The organism is Limnohabitans sp. Rim8, from assembly GCF_945901735.1.
Lineage (GTDB): Bacteria > Pseudomonadota > Gammaproteobacteria > Burkholderiales > Burkholderiaceae_C > Limnohabitans_A.
Genome location: NZ_CAMDLM010000019.1, coordinates 13,216 through 34,036 on the forward strand (window position 1 = coordinate 13,216; position 20,821 = coordinate 34,036).

At 61.5% G+C, this 20,821-nt stretch carries 22 protein-coding genes; 10 read left to right on the top strand and 12 right to left on the bottom strand.

The annotated features are described in order from the left end of the window. Nucleotides 1-202: 202 nt before the first annotated feature. Both Q0O99_RS10550 and Q0O99_RS10555 read left to right on the top strand, forming a co-directional pair. Entirely contained in the window at nt 203-784 is a 582-nt protein-coding gene (locus tag Q0O99_RS10550; RefSeq protein WP_293751166.1) for an HNH endonuclease signature motif containing protein, read from the top strand. Continuing rightward, nucleotides 675-1,841, top strand: coding sequence for a lytic murein transglycosylase (locus Q0O99_RS10555; protein ID WP_293751283.1), 1,167 nt, complete (start codon nt 675-677; stop codon nt 1,839-1,841). The genes Q0O99_RS10550 and Q0O99_RS10555 overlap by 110 nt, the downstream gene beginning before the upstream one ends. A 2-nt stretch (nt 1,842-1,843) precedes the next feature. On the opposite strand, the gene Q0O99_RS10560 is transcribed toward Q0O99_RS10555, so the two are convergent. The 8 genes from Q0O99_RS10560 to Q0O99_RS10595 all read right to left on the bottom strand — a co-directional run bounded on the left by Q0O99_RS10560 (nt 1,844) and on the right by Q0O99_RS10595 (nt 10,207). After that, nucleotides 1,844-4,111 carry a xanthine dehydrogenase family protein molybdopterin-binding subunit gene (locus Q0O99_RS10560; protein WP_293751168.1) on the bottom strand — a complete coding sequence of 756 codons (2,268 nt, stop codon included), beginning with the start codon at nt 4,109-4,111 and terminating at the stop codon, nt 1,844-1,846. Next, nucleotides 4,108-4,575: a (2Fe-2S)-binding protein gene (locus Q0O99_RS10565; RefSeq protein WP_293751170.1), complete on the bottom strand. Its 468-nt coding sequence runs from the start codon at nt 4,573-4,575 to the stop codon at nt 4,108-4,110. Before Q0O99_RS10565 ends, Q0O99_RS10560 begins: the two co-directional genes overlap by 4 nt. A gap of 201 nt (nt 4,576-4,776) precedes the next feature. After that, a complete protein-coding gene (gene kynA, locus Q0O99_RS10570) occupies nt 4,777-5,694 on the bottom strand; it encodes a tryptophan 2,3-dioxygenase (protein ID WP_293751172.1) in 918 nt (305 codons plus the stop codon). Between the two features lie 10 nt (nt 5,695-5,704). Continuing rightward, a complete protein-coding gene (gene kynU / locus Q0O99_RS10575; protein WP_293751174.1) occupies nt 5,705-6,991 on the bottom strand; it encodes a kynureninase in 1,287 nt (428 codons plus the stop codon). 23 nt (nt 6,992-7,014) lie between these two features. After that, the gene (kynB, locus tag Q0O99_RS10580; protein ID WP_293751176.1) at nt 7,015-7,653 is read right to left on the bottom strand and encodes an arylformamidase; all 639 of its coding nucleotides are present in this window, start codon (nt 7,651-7,653) and stop codon (nt 7,015-7,017) included. Between the two features lie 62 nt (nt 7,654-7,715). Further along, complete coding sequence (locus Q0O99_RS10585) at nt 7,716-8,024, bottom strand: YkgJ family cysteine cluster protein (RefSeq protein ID WP_293751178.1); 309 nt, start codon at nt 8,022-8,024, stop codon at nt 7,716-7,718. Between the two features lie 48 nt (nt 8,025-8,072). Next, a complete protein-coding gene (gene argF / locus Q0O99_RS10590) occupies nt 8,073-9,008 on the bottom strand; it encodes an ornithine carbamoyltransferase (protein ID WP_293751180.1) in 936 nt (311 codons plus the stop codon). After that, nucleotides 9,005-10,207, bottom strand: a complete 1,203-nt coding sequence (locus tag Q0O99_RS10595; RefSeq protein ID WP_293751182.1) for an aspartate aminotransferase family protein — start codon at nt 10,205-10,207, stop codon at nt 9,005-9,007. The genes argF and Q0O99_RS10595 overlap by 4 nt, the downstream gene beginning before the upstream one ends. Before the next feature lie 210 nt (nt 10,208-10,417). Between Q0O99_RS10595 and Q0O99_RS10600 the strand changes: the two genes are divergently transcribed. Beyond that, complete coding sequence (locus tag Q0O99_RS10600; protein ID WP_293751184.1) at nt 10,418-10,738, top strand: DUF3579 domain-containing protein; 321 nt, start codon at nt 10,418-10,420, stop codon at nt 10,736-10,738. A gap of 262 nt (nt 10,739-11,000) precedes the next feature. On the opposite strand, the gene rpsT is transcribed toward Q0O99_RS10600, so the two are convergent. Beyond that, on the bottom strand, nt 11,001-11,315 hold the full coding sequence (gene rpsT / locus Q0O99_RS10605) for a 30S ribosomal protein S20 (protein ID WP_293751186.1): 315 nt from the start codon (nt 11,313-11,315) through the stop codon (nt 11,001-11,003). A gap of 173 nt (nt 11,316-11,488) precedes the next feature. On the opposite strand from rpsT, the gene murJ reads away from it, so the two are divergent. Together murJ and Q0O99_RS10615 are read left to right on the top strand one after the other, a co-directional pair. Then, complete coding sequence (gene murJ / locus Q0O99_RS10610; RefSeq protein WP_293751188.1) at nt 11,489-13,054, top strand: murein biosynthesis integral membrane protein MurJ; 1,566 nt, start codon at nt 11,489-11,491, stop codon at nt 13,052-13,054. 10 nt (nt 13,055-13,064) lie between these two features. Then, nucleotides 13,065-13,925 (top strand): tetratricopeptide repeat protein, encoded by an 861-nt coding sequence (locus Q0O99_RS10615; RefSeq protein WP_293751190.1) that lies wholly within the window; start codon nt 13,065-13,067, stop codon nt 13,923-13,925. 61 nt (nt 13,926-13,986) lie between these two features. Here the strand turns inward: Q0O99_RS10615 and purM are convergent, their stop codons facing one another. Beyond that, nucleotides 13,987-15,039, bottom strand: coding sequence for a phosphoribosylformylglycinamidine cyclo-ligase (purM, locus tag Q0O99_RS10620; RefSeq protein ID WP_293751192.1), 1,053 nt, complete (start codon nt 15,037-15,039; stop codon nt 13,987-13,989). Between the two features lie 132 nt (nt 15,040-15,171). On the opposite strand from purM, the gene Q0O99_RS10625 reads away from it, so the two are divergent. The 5 genes from Q0O99_RS10625 to folK are packed head-to-tail and all read left to right on the top strand — an operon-like array spanning nt 15,172 to nt 19,726. Further along, on the top strand, nt 15,172-16,287 hold the full coding sequence (locus tag Q0O99_RS10625; RefSeq protein ID WP_293751194.1) for an AI-2E family transporter: 1,116 nt from the start codon (nt 15,172-15,174) through the stop codon (nt 16,285-16,287). Further along, nucleotides 16,284-16,970, top strand: coding sequence for a DnaA regulatory inactivator Hda (hda, locus tag Q0O99_RS10630; RefSeq protein ID WP_293751196.1), 687 nt, complete (start codon nt 16,284-16,286; stop codon nt 16,968-16,970). The genes Q0O99_RS10625 and hda overlap by 4 nt, the downstream gene beginning before the upstream one ends. Beyond that, nucleotides 16,967-17,635: an HAD family phosphatase gene (locus Q0O99_RS10635; protein ID WP_293751198.1), complete on the top strand. Its 669-nt coding sequence runs from the start codon at nt 16,967-16,969 to the stop codon at nt 17,633-17,635. Before hda ends, Q0O99_RS10635 begins: the two co-directional genes overlap by 4 nt. Further along, nucleotides 17,632-19,194, top strand: a complete 1,563-nt coding sequence (pcnB, locus tag Q0O99_RS10640) for a polynucleotide adenylyltransferase PcnB (RefSeq protein ID WP_293751200.1) — start codon at nt 17,632-17,634, stop codon at nt 19,192-19,194. Before Q0O99_RS10635 ends, pcnB begins: the two co-directional genes overlap by 4 nt. A 31-nt stretch (nt 19,195-19,225) precedes the next feature. Continuing rightward, entirely contained in the window at nt 19,226-19,726 is a 501-nt protein-coding gene (gene folK, locus Q0O99_RS10645; RefSeq protein ID WP_293751202.1) for a 2-amino-4-hydroxy-6-hydroxymethyldihydropteridine diphosphokinase, read from the top strand. A gap of 13 nt (nt 19,727-19,739) precedes the next feature. Here folK and Q0O99_RS10650 read toward each other — a convergent pair whose 3' ends face one another. Both Q0O99_RS10650 and Q0O99_RS10655 read right to left on the bottom strand, forming a co-directional pair. Continuing rightward, on the bottom strand, nt 19,740-20,186 hold the full coding sequence (locus Q0O99_RS10650) for a hypothetical protein (protein ID WP_293751203.1): 447 nt from the start codon (nt 20,184-20,186) through the stop codon (nt 19,740-19,742). Nucleotides 20,187-20,194: 8 nt separating this feature from the next. Further along, nucleotides 20,195-20,716: a GNAT family N-acetyltransferase gene (locus Q0O99_RS10655; RefSeq protein ID WP_293751205.1), complete on the bottom strand. Its 522-nt coding sequence runs from the start codon at nt 20,714-20,716 to the stop codon at nt 20,195-20,197. Between the last annotated feature and the right edge of the window lie 105 nt (nt 20,717-20,821).

Consider the following 20,821-nt stretch of genomic DNA (forward strand, 5'->3'; position numbering starts at 1 on the left):
TTGCATGCCACCCGATTCGGATCATTTACGGATCATTTACGGATCATTTGCGGATCATTCTAATTTCCTAAGTTGTTGATTTAATTTGGAATTTTTTAAAATGAAGGTGGATATGGGCCTTGCGGATCAAAATGCACGGAGGTTTTTTCCGGAAACATGACACCTCTTAAACGCGCCCTCATCGAAAACGGGTCTTGCGCTGGTGCCAGCATTGCGTGTCAGCCATGCTAAGCCATGGGCTGACTGCGCTACTGACGCCGAGCGCTTGGATGTGTTCAACGGTTTCTTGCTCAGCGCCAATTTGGATGCGTTGTTCGATAAGTTCTTGATTTCATTCAGTTATGCGGGCGAGATTTTGATCGGCAGTTCAGTTTCCTTGGCCAATAGACATTTGCCGGGTGTGCCAAACGGACTCAAGTTGCGTTGGGTCGCGGCGGGGCATGCCAATTATTTGCCCTATCACCGCGAGCAGTTTCAGGCGGAAAATGCTTTGTCGGCCCGAAACCCACACTCTTGTAGCGTAAAGGTCTGGCTTTTGGCCGAATGCTTGTTTGACGCTGTACATTCGCTGGCGCGCATTCAGACGCCTCAAACTTTCAGGGACTTTTTTCATGACACCACGTCCATCCAACCCCTGCACCATGGCCCTGGTGCGGGCTGCCGCCGTGAGTGCGGTGCTGGCCAGCGCATGGCTCGCCCCCACAGCCTGGGCGCAGAGCACCGATTTGTCGGCCTGCATGGCCGAGCTGCGCCCGGCAGCGCGCACCGGCCGCGTCAGCGATGACACCTGGGCACGCCACACTGCGGGCTTGCAAGCCGATTTCAGCGTGATCGAGAAGCTGAACTTTCAGCCCGAATTTCGCACCGCCATTTGGGACTACATGTCGGCGCTGGTGGACGAAGAACGCGTGGCCGATGGCGCGGCGCGTTTGGCCCAGCACCGTCCGGCGCTTGAAAGAGCCGAAGACCGCTTTGGCGTGGACCCAGCCACGGTGGTGGCGGTGTGGGGTGTGGAGAGCAATTTTGGCCAGACCTTTGGCAAATACCCGCTGGTGCAGGCGCTGGGCACGCTGTCGTGCCACGGGCGTCGGCAAAGCTATTTCAGGGGCGAATTTTTTGCGGCGCTGCGCATTTTGCAGGCTGGGCACATCGCCCCCGAACGTTTCGTGGGTTCGTGGGCGGGGGCCTTTGGCCATACCCAGTTCATGCCCAGCACCTTTGAACGCTTGGCGGTGGACTTTGATGGCGACGGCCGCGCCGACCTGATGGACAGCAGCGTGGATGCGCTGGGGTCAACGGCCAACTTTTTGGCCCGAGCAGGCTGGCAGCGCGGCTTGCCCTGGGGCATCGAGGTCAAGTTGCCTGCGGGCCTGTCTTTGGCCGGAGAAGGCCGCCGCAGCAAACGCCCGGTGGCTGAGTGGGCTGCCCGTGGCGTGCGCCGCATCGATGGCGCTGCCTTGCCAGAAAGTTTGGGCAACGTGGGCTTGTTGACCTTGGCCGGTGCCAACGGTCCGGCGTTTTTGGTGACGCGCAATTTTGACGCGCTGTACAGCTACAACGCCGCCGAAAGCTATGGCTTGGCGATTGCCCACCTGAGCGACCGGCTGCGCGGCGGTGGCCCATTCGCCACACCTTGGCCGACCGATGACGCCGGCTTGTCACGCGCCGAGCGGCGCGAGTTGCAGGGCCTGCTGACGCTGCGCGGCCACGACATGGGCCCCATCGACGGCATGCTGGGCGACAAATCGCGCGAGGCGATCCGCGCCGAACAAAAGCGCTTGGGCATGGAGGTCAATGGCCGTGGTGGCCAAAAAATCCTCAAGACTTTGCGCGGGGGCTGAGCTCAGGCGGTTATCGGCAAAGCCCTTCGCCGTTTGCCCGTGAGGGCAAACAACGCATTGCCCACGGCCGGGGCCAATGGCGGCACAGCCGGTTCGCCCACACCAGCCGGGTGGCGGGTGCTGGGCACGATGTGGGTTTCCACCACCGGGGTCTGGCCAAGCGTGAGCATGGGGGCGTCAGCAAAGTTGCTTTGTTGCACCACGCCGCCCACGATGTCGATCTTGCCGAACAGCGCGGCGCTCAGGGCATAGACCACGCTGCTTTCCATTTGCTGGGCCACGGTGCCGGGGTTGACCACGGTGCCGCAGTCGATCGCACACACCACGCGGTGCACGCGGATCTGGCCGTTGGCCAGGGACACTTCGGCCACTTGGGCCACGATGGAGCCAAAGGATTTGTGCAGCGCGATGCCCCGCGCATGGCCTGCGGGCAAAGGCGTGCCCCAAGCCGCTTTGTCAGCCGCCAGCTGCAGCACGGCGGCATAGCGCGGCGCATCTTTCAACAGTTTCAGGCGGAAGGCCAGTGGGTCTTGCTTCGTGGCCACAGCCAGTTCGTCGATGAAGCTTTCCGAGAAGAAGGCGTTGTGCGAATGGCCAACCGAGCGCCAAAAGCCCACCGGCACACCGGACTTCGTGGCCACATGGCTCATGTGCTGGCTGGCAAAACCGTAGGGCAAATCGAACAAACCTTCGGACGCGGTTTTGTCGGGCATGTCAATGGGGCCGGACAGGTGGGGCGCTGCACGCGCCATCCAGCGCGGGGTGATGGCGTCACCGGCCGACTTGATGCGCAAGCTGGTGACTTCGCCTTTCTCGTCCAGTGAAGCCTGGAACTTGGCCAGGTGCATGGGCCGGTAAAAGTCGTGCTTCATGTCTTCTTCGCGCGACCAGCTCAGCTGCACCGGTTGGCCTTCGCAGGCCATGGCCACTTGCACGGCTTGGCCGACAAAGTCGACGTCTAATCGTCGTCCGAAACCACCGCCCAGTTGGGTGACGTGGACAGTGACGTTGTCTTTATCGACCTTGGCCACTTTGGCCGCCATGTCGCGGGCCATTTGCGGCACTTGCGTGGGCACCCAAATCTCCACTTTGCCGTCTTTGAATTGCGCCGTGCAGTTCATCGGCTCCATGGTGGCGTGGGCCAGATAGGGCGCTTGGTACAGCGCATCGATGCGGCTGGTGGCGGCTTTTTCGGCCTGGGTGGGCACGCCTTGTTCGTGGAAGGTGAAGCCGCTCTCTTCGTTCAAAGCCTTGAGCAAGTCGGCCTGGATGCGCTGGGTGTCCACCGCGCCTGTGGCAGGGGCCTGCCACTGCACTTTGACGGCCTGCACGCCTTGGCGGGCGTGCCAGGTGGTTTGTCCCACCACCGCCAAGCCCGCTGTACCGCCGCCCCAAGCATTGAGGGGCACAACTTTGGACACGCCCTTCAGGGCCAAGGCGTCTTTCGTGTCCATGGACGCAGCGCTACCGCCCAGCATGGGGCACATCTGAACAGCGGCAAACAGCATGCCGGGCAGCCGCACGTCCAAGCCGAAGGTGGCTTGGCCTGTGACTTTGGAGGGGATGTCGGTGCGGGGGGCGGCTTGACCGATGAGCTGCCAGTTTTCTCGCGATTTGACTTGAATGCCCGAGGGCGTGCTGCCCGAAGCAGCGGCCACCATCTGGCCGTAGTGCGCTGACTGGCCCGAGGCGTGCTTCATCACGCCAGCGGTCACGGTGATTTCGCTGACAGGCACTTTCCAAGCCGCAGCAGCAGCCTGCAGCAAGCTAGCGCGTGCGGTGGCAGCGGCCATGCGCAATGGGTCCCAGAGGTCGGCGATCGACGACGAGCCGCCGGTGGCGTTCAGGCCCAGCTCGCGGGCGACTTTGCCCACCAGCCATTCGCCCATTTTGATTTGGGTGGGCTTGTTTTCTCCCTCGCTGTCCAGCGGGTGAAAGGGCAGGCTGGCCACCAGCATGGCCACGTTGCCGTAAATGCTGTCGCCGCCCGCTTGCTCCAGCCGCACACGGCCCAGCGGCACGTCCAGCTCTTCGGCCACCAGCATGGCGAGCGCCGTGTGCACGCCTTGGCCCATTTCGCTGCGGGGCATGGCCAAGACCACCGCACCGTCGGCGGCGATCTTGATCCAGCCGTTCAGGGCCACATCGCCTGGGGTTTGGAGCATGAGTTCGGGTGCGCCCAAACGCGAGCGGGCGGGCATCACGCCCCAGCCGACGACCAAGGCGCCGGTCGCGCCCAGGGCGCTGAGTAACCAGGTGCGGCGTTTCATGCGGCACCGCCTTTCTTCATGCTGGCCGCAGCGCGGTGGATGGCGGCGCGCACGCGCTGGTAAGTGCCGCAGCGGCACAGGTTGGTCATGGCGGCGTCAATCTCAGCGTCGGTGGGCTTGGGATTTTTGTCCAGCAGGGCAGCTGCGGCCATCAGCATGCCGCTTTGGCAGTAGCCGCATTGGGGCACCTGCTCGGCAATCCAAGCTGCTTGCAGCGGGTGAGGCTTTTCTGCCGTGCCCAAGGACTCGATGGTTTGGATCGCTTGGTTGGCTACAGCCGACACGGGCACCACACACGAGCGCACAGGCTGGCCGCCCACATGCACCGTGCAGGCCCCGCAAGCGGCGACGCCGCAGCCGAATTTGGTGCCCGTCAGGTTCATCTCGTCGCGCAGCACCCACAGCAAAGGCATGCTCGGGTCGGCGGTCGAGGTGCGGGTTTGGCCGTTGATGTTCAGTTGCACGGTGATCTTTAGGAGTGTTGACGAGGCGTGATGTTAACGGCCCTGGACAGGTGTGCGCAGTGCGCAAGGGCTTTGTCTTTGTGAATGCGCTCTGCGAGCGCGATCAACCTCAGCTCATGCGCAGTCAGAGACCGCTCCCACCAGGCGCTGTCTTTGTAGGAGCGCTCTGCGAGCGCGATCTAACCCACAGTACCTTCACAGTCACAGCTGCGTGCGCAGTGTCCAAATTTCGGGGAACAGCACGGTGTCCAGCATCTTGCGCAGGTAGCTCACGCCGCCGGTGCCTCCGGTGCCGCGTTTGAAGCCGATCACGCGTTCCACCGTGGTCACATGCCGAAAGCGCCACAAGCGAAAAGCGTCTTCCAGATCGGTGAGTTCTTCCCCCAGTTGGTACAAGTCCCAGTGCTGCTGTGGGTTGCGGTAGACCACCAGCCAGGCGTCTTCGACCGCAACGCTGGCCGGGTAGGGCTGACGCCAGTCGCGCTCGGTGTGGCTGTCGGGTACGCCAAGGCCACGGCGTCTCAAGAGGCGCAAGCACTCGTCGTACAGCGATGGCTCTTCGTAAGCCGCTTGCACGACGGCCGACAGGTCGGGCCGGTGCGCGTGGGGCTGCAGCATGGCGGCGTTTTTGTTGCCCATCGCAAATTCGATGCAGCGGTATTGCCAGCTTTGGAAGCCGCTCGACTGCGCCAGGTAGGGGCGAATGGCGCTGTACTCGGGGGGCGTCATGGTGGCCAGCACGTCCCAGGCATGAACCAGCTGCTCCATGATGCGGCTGACGCGGGCGAGCTTTTTAAAGGCATCAGGCAATTGGTCTTGCGCGATGCCCGCCATGGCGGCCTTCAGCTCATGCAGCATCAGCTTCATCCACAACTCGCTGGTTTGGTGCTGCACGATGAACAGCATCTCGTTGTGGTCAGGCGAGAGCGGTTGTTGCGCGTTCAGGACGGCGTCGAGCTGCAGGTAGTCGCCATAACTCATGCGGCCGTCAAAGTCGAGCTGGGCTTTTTCTTCTTGCACAGTGCGCTCACCTGTGGCATCGCCTTCTGCGGCGCTGGCGCTGGCGCTCGCTGTGGTGGATGCGGATGCGGATGCTGAGGATAAAGGGCAGGAACTCATTGCAGGCCTTTCATGTCACGGCGTTCTTTTGGGCAAAGCGAGCGTCTTGCCATTCGCCGCTTTCCATGACTTGGACCAAGTGATCTGCAGCGTGCCACACATCGGCGTAACCGATGTACAGCGGTGTGAAGCCAAAGCGCAGGATGTCCGGGTGCTGGCCGCCGTCGCCCGCACGAAAGTCGCCGATCACACCGCGTGCGATCAGGGCCTGTACGATGGCGTAAGCGCCAGCGGCTCGGGTCAGGCTCACTTGTGAGCCGCGCAGGGCTTCTTCGGCCGGTGTGGCGATGCCAAAGCCGTGGCCGTGCAAGCGCGTGCTCACCAGCTGCATGAACAGGCCCGTGAGCGCCAGTGATTTTTGGCGCAGTGCGGTCATGCCACCCAGCGCTTCGGCACTCAAAAAAGCGTCCAGACCGCAGTCAAGGGCCGTGAGGCTCAAGATGGGCTGGGTGCCGCACTGGTAGCGGGTGATGCCTTTCGCTGGCTGGTAATCGGGGGTGAAGGCAAAGGGTGCAGCGTGGCCCCACCAACCGGCCAGCGGTTGCCAAAAGCGGTCGGTATGCTTGGGGTGTACCCACACAAAAGCCGGTGCGCCGGGGCCGCCGTTCAAGTATTTGTAGCCGCAGCCCACCGCAAAGTCGGCCCCTGAGCCGTTCAGGTCAACGGGCACCGCGCCAGTGCTGTGCGCCAAATCCCACACCGTCAGGATGCCTTGGGCGCGGGCCTGTGCGGTGACGGCCTGCATGTCGTGCATGGCGCCGGTGCGGTAGTTCACATGGGTGAGCATGAGCACCGCCACATCGGCTTGAAGGGCGGCGGGGATCTCGTCGGCTTCGACCAGTTGCAGGGCGTAGCCGCGCTCTTTGCACAGGGCTTCGGCGATGTAGAGATCCGTGGGAAAGTTGCTGCGTTCGCTGACAATTTTGGTTTTGTGCGGGTGGTCGGCGGCAGCGATGTGCAGCGCGGCGGCCAGCACCTTGAACAGGTTGATCGAGGTGCTGTCAGCGGCGATGACTTCGCCTGCTTGGGCACCGATGACACGGGCGATTTTGTCGCCCACGCGCTGGGGCAGGGTGAACCAGCCTGCGGTATTCCAGCTCTTGATCAGGTCTTGCCCCCATTCGTGGGTGACAGCATGGGCCACGCGAGCCGGGGCGGTTTTGGGCAGCACGCCCAGCGAGTTGCCGTCGAGGTAGATCACACCTTGGGGCAGTTCAAATTGATCACGCAACGATCGCAGCGGGTCTTGCGCGTCCAGCAGTTCGCAGTCTTGCAAGGTGGGGGTGAGGTTCATCATGGAGGCTTGTTCCTGAATGGTTTTCAAAGTTCGCGCAAGACTGCACGCACTGGACTGGCGTCGGCGGTCATGAGTTTGAGGGGCAGGGCGATCAGCTCGTAATCGCCTTCAGGCACCTCGTCGAGCAGCAGGTTTTCCAGCACGCGCAAACCGCGCTGGCGGATGACTTGGTGGCTGGGCAACTGCTTGCTGTCGGCCGGGTCAATGCTGGCGCTGTCGGTGCCGATCAGAAGCACGCCCAGATCGGCCAGGTGCAGCACGCAGGCGGGGTCAAAACCGGTGAGCTGGGTGTCGAACTGCGCGTGCGGAAACTGGCGATAAGTGCGCACCAGTACCCTTGGGGGCAAATCGGCCAGCGCGTGCTGTAAGTGTGCAAGGGTGATCAGCGGGCCAGCGTCCAGCGCATGGATCACGCGGCAGTGGCCCAGAAACGGAGCCAGGTCGAGCATGCCTACCGATGCACCTTGCGGCTCGTAGTGCAGCGGCGCATCGGCGTGTGCGCCCGCATGGGGCGACATCGTGATGGCGCTCACGTTAACGGGGCAGGTGTCCGACAGCGTGGCCGCCCATTGCTGAGTGTAAGGCGTGTCGCCCGGAAACACCGGGCTGCTGGCCTGCACAGGCGGGGAAATATCCCAAAGTTTGTCCCAAAGTTTTTTCATCGTGTGCGAAGGTAGCACCCCACAAAAACCGTGGTGTCGGTTATTTCCAACACCCGTGAAATTCAGGCGTTCAGCGCTGGCAGGCCATGGCGGCGGCGGGCTTGTTCGCAGGCGGGGCTGCCTTCTTCAAACTCTCGGCAGGGCGAGGGCCGCCATTCGTAGATGCCGCAAATGGCTTTTTCGCCCGTTTTGCCATAAAGCGCTGCGCAGCGCGGCGGGCTGTGGTCGGTGCCGCGCATGCGGCAGGTGTGTTTGTTGATGGGCGAGGCCAGACCTGCCGGCACATCGCCACCGCCTTCTTCGAACTCGTGCACAGAAAAGTCCACCCGAAAGCTCACGCAGCAAGCGCCGCAGGTGGTGCAGTTAGACATGGGGTCAAAAGAGGGGGGTGGACACCGGATCAAGTCCGGGGTGAAGGATCAGGCTTTCACGTGGCCTAAGAGCAAAAACTCCATGAGGGCTTTTTGCACATGCAGGCGGTTCTCGGCTTCGTCCCACACGACCGATTGCGGGCCGTCGATGACTTCGGCGCTGACTTCTTCACCCCGATGCGCGGGCAGGCAGTGCATGAACAGGGCGTCGGGCTGGGCCGCTTGCATCATGACTTCGTCCACGCACCAATCGGCAAAGGCTTTTTTCCGGGCTTCGTTTTCGGCTTCAAAGCCCATGCTGGTCCACACGTCGGTGGTGACCAGGTCGGCACCGCGGCAGGCGTCTTCGGGGTCTTTGAAGATTTTGTAGCTGTCGGCGCTGCGCAAACCGGCCACGGCTTGGTCCACCTCGTAGCCGCTCGGGGTGCTCAGGTGCACCGTGAAGCCCAGCAACTCGGCCGCTTGCAGCCAGGTGTTGGCCATGTTGTTGCCGTCGCCTACCCAAGCCACTGTCTTGCCTTTGATGTCACCCCGGTGTTCGATGAAGGTGAAGATGTCGGCCAGGATTTGGCAGGGATGGAATTCGTTGGTCAGGCCGTTGATGACCGGCACACGCGAGTGCGAGGCAAAGCGCACGATTTTGTCTTGTCCGTACGTGCGGATCATGACGATGTCGGTCATGCGGCTGATCACGCGGGCGCTGTCTTCGATGGGCTCAGAGCGGCCCAGTTGGCTGTCGCCGGTAGTCAGGTGCACCACCGAGCCGCCGAGCTGGTACATGCCCGCTTCAAAGCTCACGCGGGTGCGGGTGCTGGCTTTTTCAAAAATCATCGCCAGTGTGCGGTCGACCAGCGGGTGGTATTTTTCGTAGGCCTTGAACTTGCGCTTGATTTCGGCGGCACGTGCAAACACATGCGCGTACTCTTCAGCCGACAGGTCGGAGAACTGCAGGTAGTGCCGCACGGGCGCTGGGGAGGTGTTCATGGCGAATCTGCCAAAAAAGTCTTGATCAGGGGTACCAAAATGGCGACCACTTCGTCGGCTTCGGCCTCGGTCATGACCAGCGGCGGCACCAAGCGGATCACGCTGTCGGCCGTCACGCTCAGCAGCAGGCCGGCTTCGGCGGCCCGTGTCCAAATGGCGCCACAAGGACGGTCCAGCTCGATGCCCAGCATCAGGCCTTGGCCCCGGATTTCCTTGACGCCTTGAACCCCGGCCAGGGCTTTTTCAAGGGCGCCGCGCAAATGGTCACCTACCCGTGCAGCATTGGCCATCAGGCCATCTTTTTCCATGATGCGGATGGTCTCAACCCCGGCGCGCATGGCCAGCGGGTTGCCGCCAAACGTGGTGCCGTGGTTGCCGGGCTGGAAAATGTGGGCGGCTTTAGGGCCCGCCACCACCGCGCCGATGGGCACGCCCGAGCCCAGGCCCTTGGCCAGCGGCATCACATCCGGCAAGATGCCTGCCCACTGGTGGGCAAACCACTTGCCGGTGCGGCCCATGCCGCACTGCACCTCGTCGATCATCATCAGCCAGTCTTGTTGGTCGCACAGGGCGCGCACTTGCTGCAGGTATTCGATCCGCATAGGGTTGATGCCACCTTCGCCCTGAATCGTTTCCATGAACACCGCCACCACGTTCGGGTTGCCTGCGGTGGCTTTTTTCAGGGCTTCAATGTCGTTGACCGGCACGCGCAAAAAGCCGTCGAGCATGGGGCCGAAACCTTTTTTCAGCTTCTCGTTGGCCGTGGCGCTCAGGGTGGCGATGCTGCGGCCGTGGAAGGCTTTTTCGTAAACCACGATCTCGGGTTTGTCGATGCCCTTGTCGTGACCGTATTTGCGCGCCAGTTTGATGGCCGCCTCGTTGGCTTCCAGGCCCGTGCAGCAGAAAAACACATTCGTCATGCCCGACAACTCGACCAACTTGGCCGCCAGCACTTCGGCGTTGGGCACATGGAAGTAGTTGCAGCTGTGGATCATCTTGGCCAGCTGGTCCTGCAGCGCAGGTACCAGATCGGGGTGGTTGTGACCCAGGGTGTTCACGGCAATACCGGCCAATGCGTCGAGGTACTCCTTGCCATTGACGTCCCAGACTCGGCAACCTTGACCATGGCTGAGTGCGATCGGCAGTCGGCCGTAGGTGTTCATGGTGTGCGGTGAGGCGGCTTCAATGTGAGCGGTCATGCGTGAACTCCGAAAATAAAAAGCGGCTCAACATCCAGAGCCGTTGGAGTGAGATTTTAGAGCCAGAAAGGGCGGGGGACGGCCTGTTCTTTCCAGCCTTTCGCCAATGGGGTTTGAATGGCTTAGAGTCTTATATAAGATAGAATACTTGGGTAAACCTGTGGGTGGCGATCCCGCGCTGCGGGGCCGATTGATCCACACCTCTATCCGATGGTTTCCAACAACGCCAAAGAAGTTTTCATCCAGGGCATCACCCAGGACGGCAAGCCTTTCAGGCCCAGCGACTGGGCCGAACGCCTGGCAGGCGTCATGAGCCAGTTCCGTCCCGGCGGCGCTGTTCCGGGCAGCCACTTGAGTTATTCGCCTTGGTGCATTCCCACCACGCTGGCTGGCGTCAAGTGCGTCATCGTGAACCACGATCTGCGCGAGGACAACGTCATGGCCTGGGATTTCGTGATGAACTTTGCGCGCGACAACGGCTTGCAAGTGGCTGAAGCCTTTTTGATGCCCGACCCACCCCCCAAAAAATAAGACCCATGAACCAACCGCCTCCAAGGGCGGTTTTTTATTTCCAGTTCGTGCAGCCGGGGCAGGACATGGGTGGGTGACGATTTTTGCGAGCGAAGCGAGTCGTGAGGAACCCGCCCATGCCCTGCCTCCGGCGGATGACGAGCGCCCATGAAAAAACCGCCGTTGGTTTGCACCAGGGCGGTTCAGTTTTCGCGGACAGCGCACCCGTTTCAAACGGCAGCGAGGACAAGGCCTCGCCGGGCTGTTGATCTGGTGGAGCGGATCAGGCTGCAGCAGGCGCTGCGGCAAGGGCCAAAGTCTTGACTTTGGCGCTCAGGCGGCTCTTGTCACGAGCGGCCTTGTTTTTATGGAAGATGCCCTTGTCGGCAATGATGTCCACCACGGTTTGCATTTTGGCAAACAACTCGGTGGCTTTGGACTTGTCGCCGGCTGCAACGGCTTTTTCGACGTTTTTCACAGCAGTGCGGTATTTCGAGCGCAGCGAAGAGTTCGCGGCGTTGATTTTGACGTCTTGACGGACGCGTTTACGACCGGATGCAAGACGGGGGTTTTTCTTTTTGGGTTTAGCGGATGCCATATATAAGTTCTTTCAGTGTCTGAGGATGATGTCCAGCGAACCGAGCATTCTAGCAGACCTGCAGCGGGTGTCCGGCGCCGCTGAATGAGCGCCAGCCCGGGCCTGCGCGCCAATCCCCGCCGCAGCCATGGCCTTGCGGGTCAGTCAGGAAGTGGCCGCTACACTCGCCCTCTGTGAGCCTCCTCCGTTCTGCCTCCGTCGTGTCGATTTTTACCCTGGCCTCCCGGGTCTCGGGTTTGGTGCGCGAGTTGCTTATCGCCTCTATCTTCGGGGCCAGCGCCTTGACCGATGCCTTCAATGTGGCTTTTCGCATTCCCAACCTGTTTAGGCGCTTGTTTGCCGAAGGGGCCTTCAGCCAGGCCTTTGTACCGGTGCTGGCCGCCAGCCGCGCCCAGCATGGCGACGAGGCCACCAAGGAGGTGATCGACAGCGTGGCCACAGCCTTGGCTTGGTCGGTGCTGGTTTTGTCCTTGGTGGGGGTGTTGGCTTCGCCTTGGTTGGTGTGGGCGCTGGCCAGTGGCCTGCAGCAAGATGCCCGGGGTTATGGCGCAGCGGTGAACATGACGCGCTGGATGTTCCCCTACATCGCCTTCATGTCCATGGTGGCGCTGTCGGCTGGCATTTTGAACACTTGGAAACGTTTTGCTGTGCCCGCAGCCACGCCGGTGCTGCTGAATGTGAGCGTGATTGCCGCCACTTGGTTTTTGTCGCCTTGGTTCGCCAAGCACGGCGTGGAGGCCATCTATGCCTTGCCCGTGGGGGTGATGGTGGGCGGGGCGCTGCAGTTGGCGGTGCAGATTCCGGCCTTGGCCCGGCTGGGTTTGCTGCCCCGCCTGGGCGTGCGGCCCCGCGCTGTCAAAAAGGCCTGGACCAACCCCGCCACCTTGAATATCCTGCGCCTGATGGGACCGGCTTTGCTGGGCGTGGGCGTAGCCCAAATTTCCTTGCTCATCAACACCCAGATCGCCTCTTACATGGCCCCGGGCAGCGTCAGCTGGCTCACCTATGCCGACCGTTTGATGGAGTTCCCGACAGCCATTTTGGGTGTGGCGCTGGGCGTGGTGCTGATGCCGCAGCTGGCGGCCGCCAAAGCCACAGGCGACACGGAACGGTATGCCGCCATGCTGGACTGGGGGTTGCGCATGGTGTTGCTGCTGGCTTTGCCCTGTGCGGCGGCTTTGCTGGTGTTTGCGCAGCCGCTGGTGTCGGTGCTCTACCACTATGGGGCCTTCACCGACCGCGATGTGCAGCAAACCACTTTGGCACTGACGGGCTATGGCGTGGGCTTGCTGGGCCTGGTGGCCATCAAGGTGCTGGCCCCGGGTTACTACGCCAGCCAGGACATCCGCACACCGGTGCGCATCGCGGTGGTGGTGCTGGTGCTCACGCAGGTTTTCAACGTCATTTTGGTGCCTTATCTGGCCCACGCCGGGCTGGCGCTGTCTATTGGCTTGGGTGCTTTGGTCAATGCCTTGTGGCTGCTGGTGGGCCTGCTGCGCCGGGGCAGTTACAAGCCGCAGCCGGGTTGGTGGCGTTTTGGCTTGCAGGTGCTGCTGGCAACCGCCTTGTTGACGGCCTTGCTGTTGTTCGCTGCGAACCATTTGCCTTGGGTGGCCATGCGCCAAGAGGCTTGGCTGCGCATCGGCTGTATGGTGGCGGTTTTGGCGGGCTCTGCCTTGCTTTATTTTGGTGTGTTGTGGGCCACGGGTTTGCGGCTCAAGGCCTTTCTCAAGCGTTGAACCCTTCCACATGACTTTTAACCTCTCCCCCCCGACCCCGCTGAGTTACTTTGCCAGCTTGGTGCAAAGCGACGAGCAGTTCCCCTTGCTGGAGGCTGCGGCCAGTTTGGCGCAGGATGAAGAACCCACGCTGGATGTGCAACAGGTGCTCGACGATGTGGCGCGCTTGGTCAAAAGGGTGACGGCGCGCATGCCCGAGGCGGCCGATGACCTGACCCGATTGGCCATCTTGACGCAGGTGTTTTACAAAGACCTGGGTTTTGGAATGAATGCCAACGACTATTACGCCCCGGAGAACAGCTACATTTTTGACGTGTTGCGCACGCGCCGGGGGATTCCGATTTCACTGGCGGTGATTTGGTTGGAGCTGGCCCAAGCCCTGGACTTGCAGGCGCAAGGCATTTCCTTTCCAGGCCATTTTTTGGTGAAAGTGGCGCTGGAGGGTGGCTTGGTGGTGCTGGACCCGCTCACGGGCGAGTCTTTGGGGTTGGACAATTTGTCAGAGCGGCTGAGCCCTTACAGGGCACCCGAAGACCAGTTCGCTGCCCCCGACTTGGACGAGGGCGAAACCCCTTTGGGCTTGTATTTGCAAGGCTGCCCGCCCCGCGACATGCTGGCCCGCATGTTGCGCAACCTGAAAGAGATTTTTCGCTCGCAAGAAGACTGGCCCCGCATGTTGCAGGTGCTTGACCGGTTGGTGGTTTTGCTGCCCGAAGCTTGGGACGAGCGACGCGACCGGGGCCTGGTGCATGCCGAGTTGGGGCATGTGCACGAGGCCTTGCAGGACCTGAGGCAGTATTTGGAGGCCGTGCCGGCAGCGCCCGACACAGCGGCGCTGCGCAACCGGGTCAGCGAGCTTTCGGCGCTTTGACCGAGCGCTGACTCGGCCCAGATTTCTTGCTTTCAAGCCCAATGGCTGGAGGCGCCAAAGCTCAGGCCACCACCACTTGGGCCCCATCGCCTTGCGGCGCAATGAGCCCGATCGTGTAAACCGTTTCACCCAAGCCGCGCAGTGTTGCGGCGCAGGCCTCGGCTCCGGCCGCGTCAATCACGACCACCATGCCGATGCCGTTGTTGAAGGTGCGGTTCATTTCGTTGTCGTCGATGCCAGCCGTCTTTTGCAGCCAGGCAAACAGCTCAGTCTGGGGCCAGCTGCCTTTTTGCAGGTGTGCGGCCAGACCGAAGGGCAGCACGCGGGGGATGTTTTCGAGCAAACCACCACCGGTGATGTGGGCCAATGCCTTGATGCCCAAGGCCTCTTGCGTGTTCGGGTGCGCCGTCAGCGCCGCCAACACGTTCAGCACATACAAGCGGGTGGGCGCCATCAAGGCTTGCTTGAAGGGCTTGCCGTCGAGCGTGGCCGGGGTGTTGGCACCGGCGCGCTCAATGCATTTGCGCACCAGGGAAAAACCGTTGGAGTGCACGCCGCTGGACGCCAGGCCCAGCACCACATCGCCCGCTTTCACGTTTTGTCCCGTGAGGATTTTGGATTTTTCGACGGCACCGACCGCAAAACCGGCCAGGTCGTATTCGCCAGAGGGGTACATGCCGGGCATCTCAGCGGTTTCGCCGCCGATCAGGGCGCAGCCCGACAGTTCGCAGCCTTTGGCAATGCCGCCCACCACGGCGACGGCGGTGTCTACGTCCAGCTTGCCGCAGGCAAAGTAGTCGAGGAAGAACAGCGGCTCGGCCCCTTGCACCAGCACATCGTTCACGCTCATGGCCACCAGGTCGATGCCCACGGTGTCGTGCATGTTCCATTCAAAGGCCAACTTGAGCTTGGTGCCCACGCCGTCGGTGCCGCTGACCAGCACGGGCTCTTTGTAGCGCTTGGGCACCTCAAACAGCGCGCCAAAACCGCCGATGCCGGCCAGCACGCCTTCGCGCATGGTTTTCTTGGCCAGGGGCTTGATGCGTTCGACCAGCGCGTCGCCCGCGACGATGTCGACGCCAGCGTCTTTGTAGGAAAGAGGGGTTTGGGTCATGGTTTTGGCCCGAATGGGGCTTCTAATTGGATAACGGGGGGCCAATAAACGGGCTGGCAGACTAAAATCAAGGCTTATTTTAAGGGTTAGCCCTGAGCGCACGGGCGTGACCCTGGCAAAACAAGAGACTGCATGCAAGCCCCCCTTCCTTTTTTGATGACCCGACTGGCCGCCTGGCTTGGCGTGGCCCTGCTGGTCGTGCTGGTTTTATGGTTGCTCGCGCCGGTGCTGGCCCCGTTTGTCATTGCAGCGGTCATGGCCTATGTTCTGCACCCCTTGGTGATCAGGCTGGAAGGTGTGGCCGGTGGCCGTTTGCCGCGTGCCCTGGCTGTGGTGTTGGTGGAGGCGCTGGCCTTGCTGTCCCTGTTGGGTTTGTTTTTGTTGCTGGTGCCGATCCTGCTGCGCGAATGGCCCCTGTTGCAGCAGCAACTGCCTTTGCTGCTCGACCGCTTGGGCGATGCCATCAACCCTGTGTTGGCCCAGCTGGGCTTGAATGTCTCGCTGGATCTGGGCGAACTGAAAAAACAACTGGTGACTTACCTGAGCGCGAACCGCGAAGACTGGTGGGCTCCTCTGATGGCCTCGCTCAAACTCGGCGGCAGCGTGGCGCTGGCCTTGGCGGGTTATGCGGTGCTGGTGCCCGTGGCCTTGTTTTACATGTTGTACGACTGGACGCGGCTGGTCAACGGCCTGCACGAGTTGGTGCCACCCGCCTGGCGCGAGCGATTTGATGGCTTCATGCACGACTGCGACGAGGTGCTGGGCGAGTACCTGCGCGGGCAGATGCTGGTGATGCTGGCACTGGCCGTGTTTTACTCGTTGGGCCTGAGTTTGTTTGGTCTGGATCTGGCCCTGCCCATCGGCGTGTTCACCGGACTGGCCGTGTTTGTGCCTTATCTGGGCTTTGGCCTGGGCCTGGTGCTGGCGCTGTTGGCCGGTTTGCTGCAATTAGCGCCCTCGCAAGCCGTGATGATGGTGGCCGTGGTCTATGGCTTGGGTCAGTTGATAGAGAGCTTTGTGCTGACGCCCCGCTTGGTGGGGGAGCGCATCGGCTTGCATCCGCTGGCGGTGATTTTGGCCTTGATGGCTTTTGGCCAAGTGCTGGGTTTTGTGGGTGTGCTGATCGCCTTGCCTGCCAGTGCCGTCTTGTTGGTGGGCTTGCGCCGTGTGCGTCACCAATACCTGCAAAGCGATCTCTACCAGAAAAGCGGTTCTAACGATGCCGAGCAGGGACCTGACCGGGCATGAAGCAACTGGCTTTGGACATCGGCTTGGCTTCAACACCCACGCTGGACAATTTTTTTGCAGGCCCCAACGCGGCGGCCTTGAGCCACTTGCGTTTGTGGACCGCCTCGGGCAGCCGCTCACCCGTGCCCACTTATTTATGGGGCGACAGCGGTTCGGGTAAAACCCATTTGCTGCATGCGGTGCACCATGCGCTGCAAGAGCAGGGCGCGCTGGTCGGCTGGCTGGATGTCCACAGCATGGACCCGCCCGAGTTCAACGACGATTGGGGCGCTGTGCTGATGGACGATGTGCATTTGTACAACGCCGAGCAACAGCACACCGCCTTCAATTGGTTCGTCAACGCTTTGACACCGCGCAGCGGCGCGCCGCGTTGGGTTTTGGCTGCAGGCGCTTTGCCCCCAGCCGATTTGAAGCTGCGCGACGACTTGCGCAGCCGCTTGGGTTGGGGCCACATCGAGGCCCTGCAGGTCCTTGGCGAGCCTGAGCGCCGCGCCGTGCTGCGCCAAGAGGCCGATGCCCGGGGCCTGTTTTTGAGTGACGAGGTCATGTCTTACATGCTCAAGCGCTTTTCGCGTGATTTGGGCAGCCTCATGCAGCTGCTTGACCACTTGGACCACTTCGCCTTGCAAACGCAGCGCGCCCTGACCATCCCGTTGGTGCGTGCGATGCTGGAGAATGAATGAAACTCGCCCTGTTTGATCTGGACCACACCTTGCTCCCGCTGGACTCTGACCACAGCTGGGGCGTGTTCACCACCGAAATGGGTTGGACTGACCCGGTGGTTTTCGGCCAGCGCAACGACGAGTTTTATGCCCACTATCAGGCGGGCACGCTCAATATTCATGATTACGTGCGCTTTGCAACCCGCGCAGCCCGTGAGCGTGGTGCCGTTGAAGCGGCGAAGGCGCACGCCCGTTACATGGACGAAGTGATCCGCCCGCGCATCACGCCCGAGGCGCTGGCGCTGTTACGATTGCACCAGCATGCGGGGGATGCGGTCATCATCGTGACCGCCACCAACGAGTTTGTGACCCGGCCGATTGCCCAGGCTTTCGGTGTGAATGAACTGATTGCGGTGGATCTCGAGCGCGATGCCAGCGGCTGGATCACGGGTGAAATCCGAGGCACCCCTTCTTTTCGCGAAGGTAAAGTCACCAGGGTCGCCGATTGGTTGGCTCAAAAAGAACTGGACTGGGGGGATGTGGAGATCACCTTTTATTCCGACTCCATGAATGACCTGCCGCTTCTGGAAAAAGCCCACTATCCAGTGGCAACGAACCCTGACGCTCGGTTGCGTCAACTGGCCACAGAGCGCGGCTGGCGCATCCTCGACATCTTTCAAGAATGATCAAACAATTCATCGACAAGCTGATGGGCAAATCGCCCAAAAGCAACACCCCCCATTTTGGCCGCCGCACCGAGGTGCCCGCGTCTGTGCACGGCATCGATCCGAACCTGGTGGACGAGCGCGCCATCAACGTGACACGCACCCTGCAGCAAGCCGGGTTTGAGGCCTACATCGTGGGCGGCGCGGTGCGTGATTTGCTTTTGGGCCTGCGCCCCAAAGACTTTGACGTGGCCACCAATGCCACGCCGGAGCAGGTCAAGGGCCTGTTTCGCCGCGCTTTCATCATTGGGCGGCGCTTTCGCATCGTGCATGTGGTGTACGGCCGGGGGCGCGACAACGAAGTGATCGAGGTTTCCACCTTCCGGGCGCACCTGGACAACGCTGCGGCTGAGCAGGTCAAAGGCAACGAACGCACCAGCAAAAGTGAATTGGCGGGCATGAAGCACGCGGTGGACTCCTCGGGCCGTGTGCTGCGCGACAACGTCTGGGGCCCGCAAGACGAAGACGCCACGCGGCGCGATTTCTCTGTGAACGCCATGTACTACGACCCCGAGTCGCAGATCGTGGTGGATTACCACGGCGGCATTCAGGATTCGAAAAAGCGCGTTCTGCGCATGATTGGCGAGCCGGTGGTGCGTTACCGCGAAGACCCGGTGCGCATCATTCGCGCCGTGCGTTTTGCCGCCAAACTCAGCCACTTGGGCTTCAAACTGGAGGCCAAGACCGCCAAGCCTCTGACCCAGTCGGCCACTTTGCTGGCCGATGTGCCGCAAAGCCGTTTGTTTGACGAGATGCTCAAGCTGCTGCAAACCGGACACGCGCTGGCGTCCATTGAGCAGTTGAAAAAGCTGGGCCTGGCCACTGGCATTTACCCTCTGCTGGATGTGGTGGTGGAGCGGGTGGACAGTGCTTTTGTGCAAGTGGCGCTGGCCGACACCGACCGCCGCGTGGGCGAGGGCAAACCGGTTGCCCCCAGCTTCTTGCTGGCCTGTGTGCTGTGGGCCGATGTGCGCCAAGGCTGGGCCAAGCGATTGGCGCGCAAAGAGCACCCGCACCCGGCTTTGCAGGATGCGATTGACGAGGTGTTTGATGCCCGCATCGGCGATGTGTCCGGGCGAGGCAAGCTGGCGGCGGACATGCGCGAGATCTGGATGATGCAGCCGCGCTTTGAAAAGCGCGTGGGCAGCACGCCGTTTGGCTTGGTCGAGCAGCCGCGCTTTCGCGCAGGCTTTGACTTTTTGCGTCTGCGTGCCGACATCGAGGAAGTGGACATTCGTCTGGCTGACTGGTGGCAAGAATTCAGCATGGCCAGTGATTCGGAGCGCGAAGATTTGGTGCAGGCCGCCAAGGCCGAGCAACAGGTCTCGCAGGCGGCCAAGCCGCGTGTGCGCCGCGCACCCAGGCCCGAAGGCGCGCCCGCGCCCGCGCCACTTGACGCCAAGCCCGAGGCTTCAGAGGCTGATCACGCTGGCGTCGGCGAGCCCAAAAAACGCCGTCGTCGCCGCCGCAAACCCGGTGAGGCAGGCGATTCGGCTGCCGATTCAGGCTCCACGGGCTGACTCGGCCCAGAATTAGCCCTGAATCTCGCCCATGGCCCTCTTGCCGCGTCAGAGTGTGACCGCGTATGTGGCGCTTGGGGCCAATTTGGGCGGTGCACGGCAGCAGGTGCTGCAAGCCTTCGATGCCCTGGCGCTGTTGCCCAGCACCCAGCTGACCTGCCGCTCGCAGCTTTACCGCACAGCGCCTCATGAGGCGCAGGGGCCGGATTTTTTCAATGCCGTGGCCTGCATTGACACGCGCTTGACGGCACCCGATTTGCTGGATGCTTTACAGGCCATCGAAAACCAAGCAGGCCGACTGCGTCCTTATCTTCATGCCCCAAGAACTTTGGATTTGGATTTGCTTTTCTACGGTGAAGCCCAGGTGTTCAGTCCGCGCCTGACTTTGCCCCATCCGCGCTGGCGAGACAGAGCCTTTGTGCTCTTTCCCTTGGCCGATGTGTGGCCAGAGCGCGTCAAGCCTGATGACTTGATGCGTGTGGCGGGGCAGGGCATTGAACGCTTGCCAGAGGATGCTTCAGGCGTTGCCTGATCAGGCGCAGGCTTTACTGGCTGATCAAGCGGGCGGCCTCGATCTGGTATTCGAAATAGCGCTGGAAGCTGAACACCAGGCTGGCCATCAAGGCGGTGGTGCCCAGCAGCAATGCGCTGGCGATGCCAATGACCGTGCCCCAGTGGGTACGGCCTGCCGGGTGAAGTTCTTCGACTTTGGGGTTGAATTTGGCATTCCATTTTTCAATGCCGCTCAGGCCGTAAACAATGGCGTTCAAAGCGCAGCCGGCGATCGTGAACCCCAGCAAGGGGATCAGCAGCCAACTGAGCGTGTCGTCTTGGCCCAACTGCTGCACGCGCTCCAGCCCATAAAAACCCAGTGCAGTGGGGATAGGCAGCAACCAGCCCAGCGTGTCTGAAAATCCGTAAAGATAAAAGCGGTGAATGCCCAAAGGGCCCGTCCAAAAAGCCAACCAAGTTGCAATTGTTTTGTTTTTCATTAGGCTGATTATTGCGGAGCGGTGCTGTCACCGGCGCCCAAAGGCTTTTCCATCATGACCACATCGAGCCAACGGTCGAATTTCCAGCCGCATGACTTGATGACGCCCACATGGTTAAAACCCAAAGCGGTGTGCACGCCAATCGAGCCCGCATTGGCTGAATCGCCAATGACTGCCAAAAATTTACGAACACCAACACGCTCAGCTTGCGTGCACAACTCAGCCAGTAAGGCCCGGCCCATGCCTTTGCGTTGAACGTCTGGGGCCATGTAAATCGAATCTTCGGCAGAAAAGCGGTAGGCTGGACGGGGTTTGAACCAGTTGCAATAGGCAAAACCCATCACACGGCCTTCGTCTTCGACCACGAGGTAAGGCAAGCCCTTGGACAGCACATCTGCCCGGCGGCCCGCCATATCGGCTTCGGTGGGGGGATCGATCTCGAAAGTGCCTGTGCCGGTTAGCACATGGTGGCGGTAAATGGCGGTGATGGCGACGACGTCTTCGTCTCGGCTCGGTCGTATCAGAGGCAAGGCATAACTCCCGTTGTACAATGGCAGGCTTTTCAGTGTGTCACTGGCCGGGTGGCCAGTTGCGTGTCTCAAACGCTGAAATAAATCGGGCTTCCCGGCATTTGC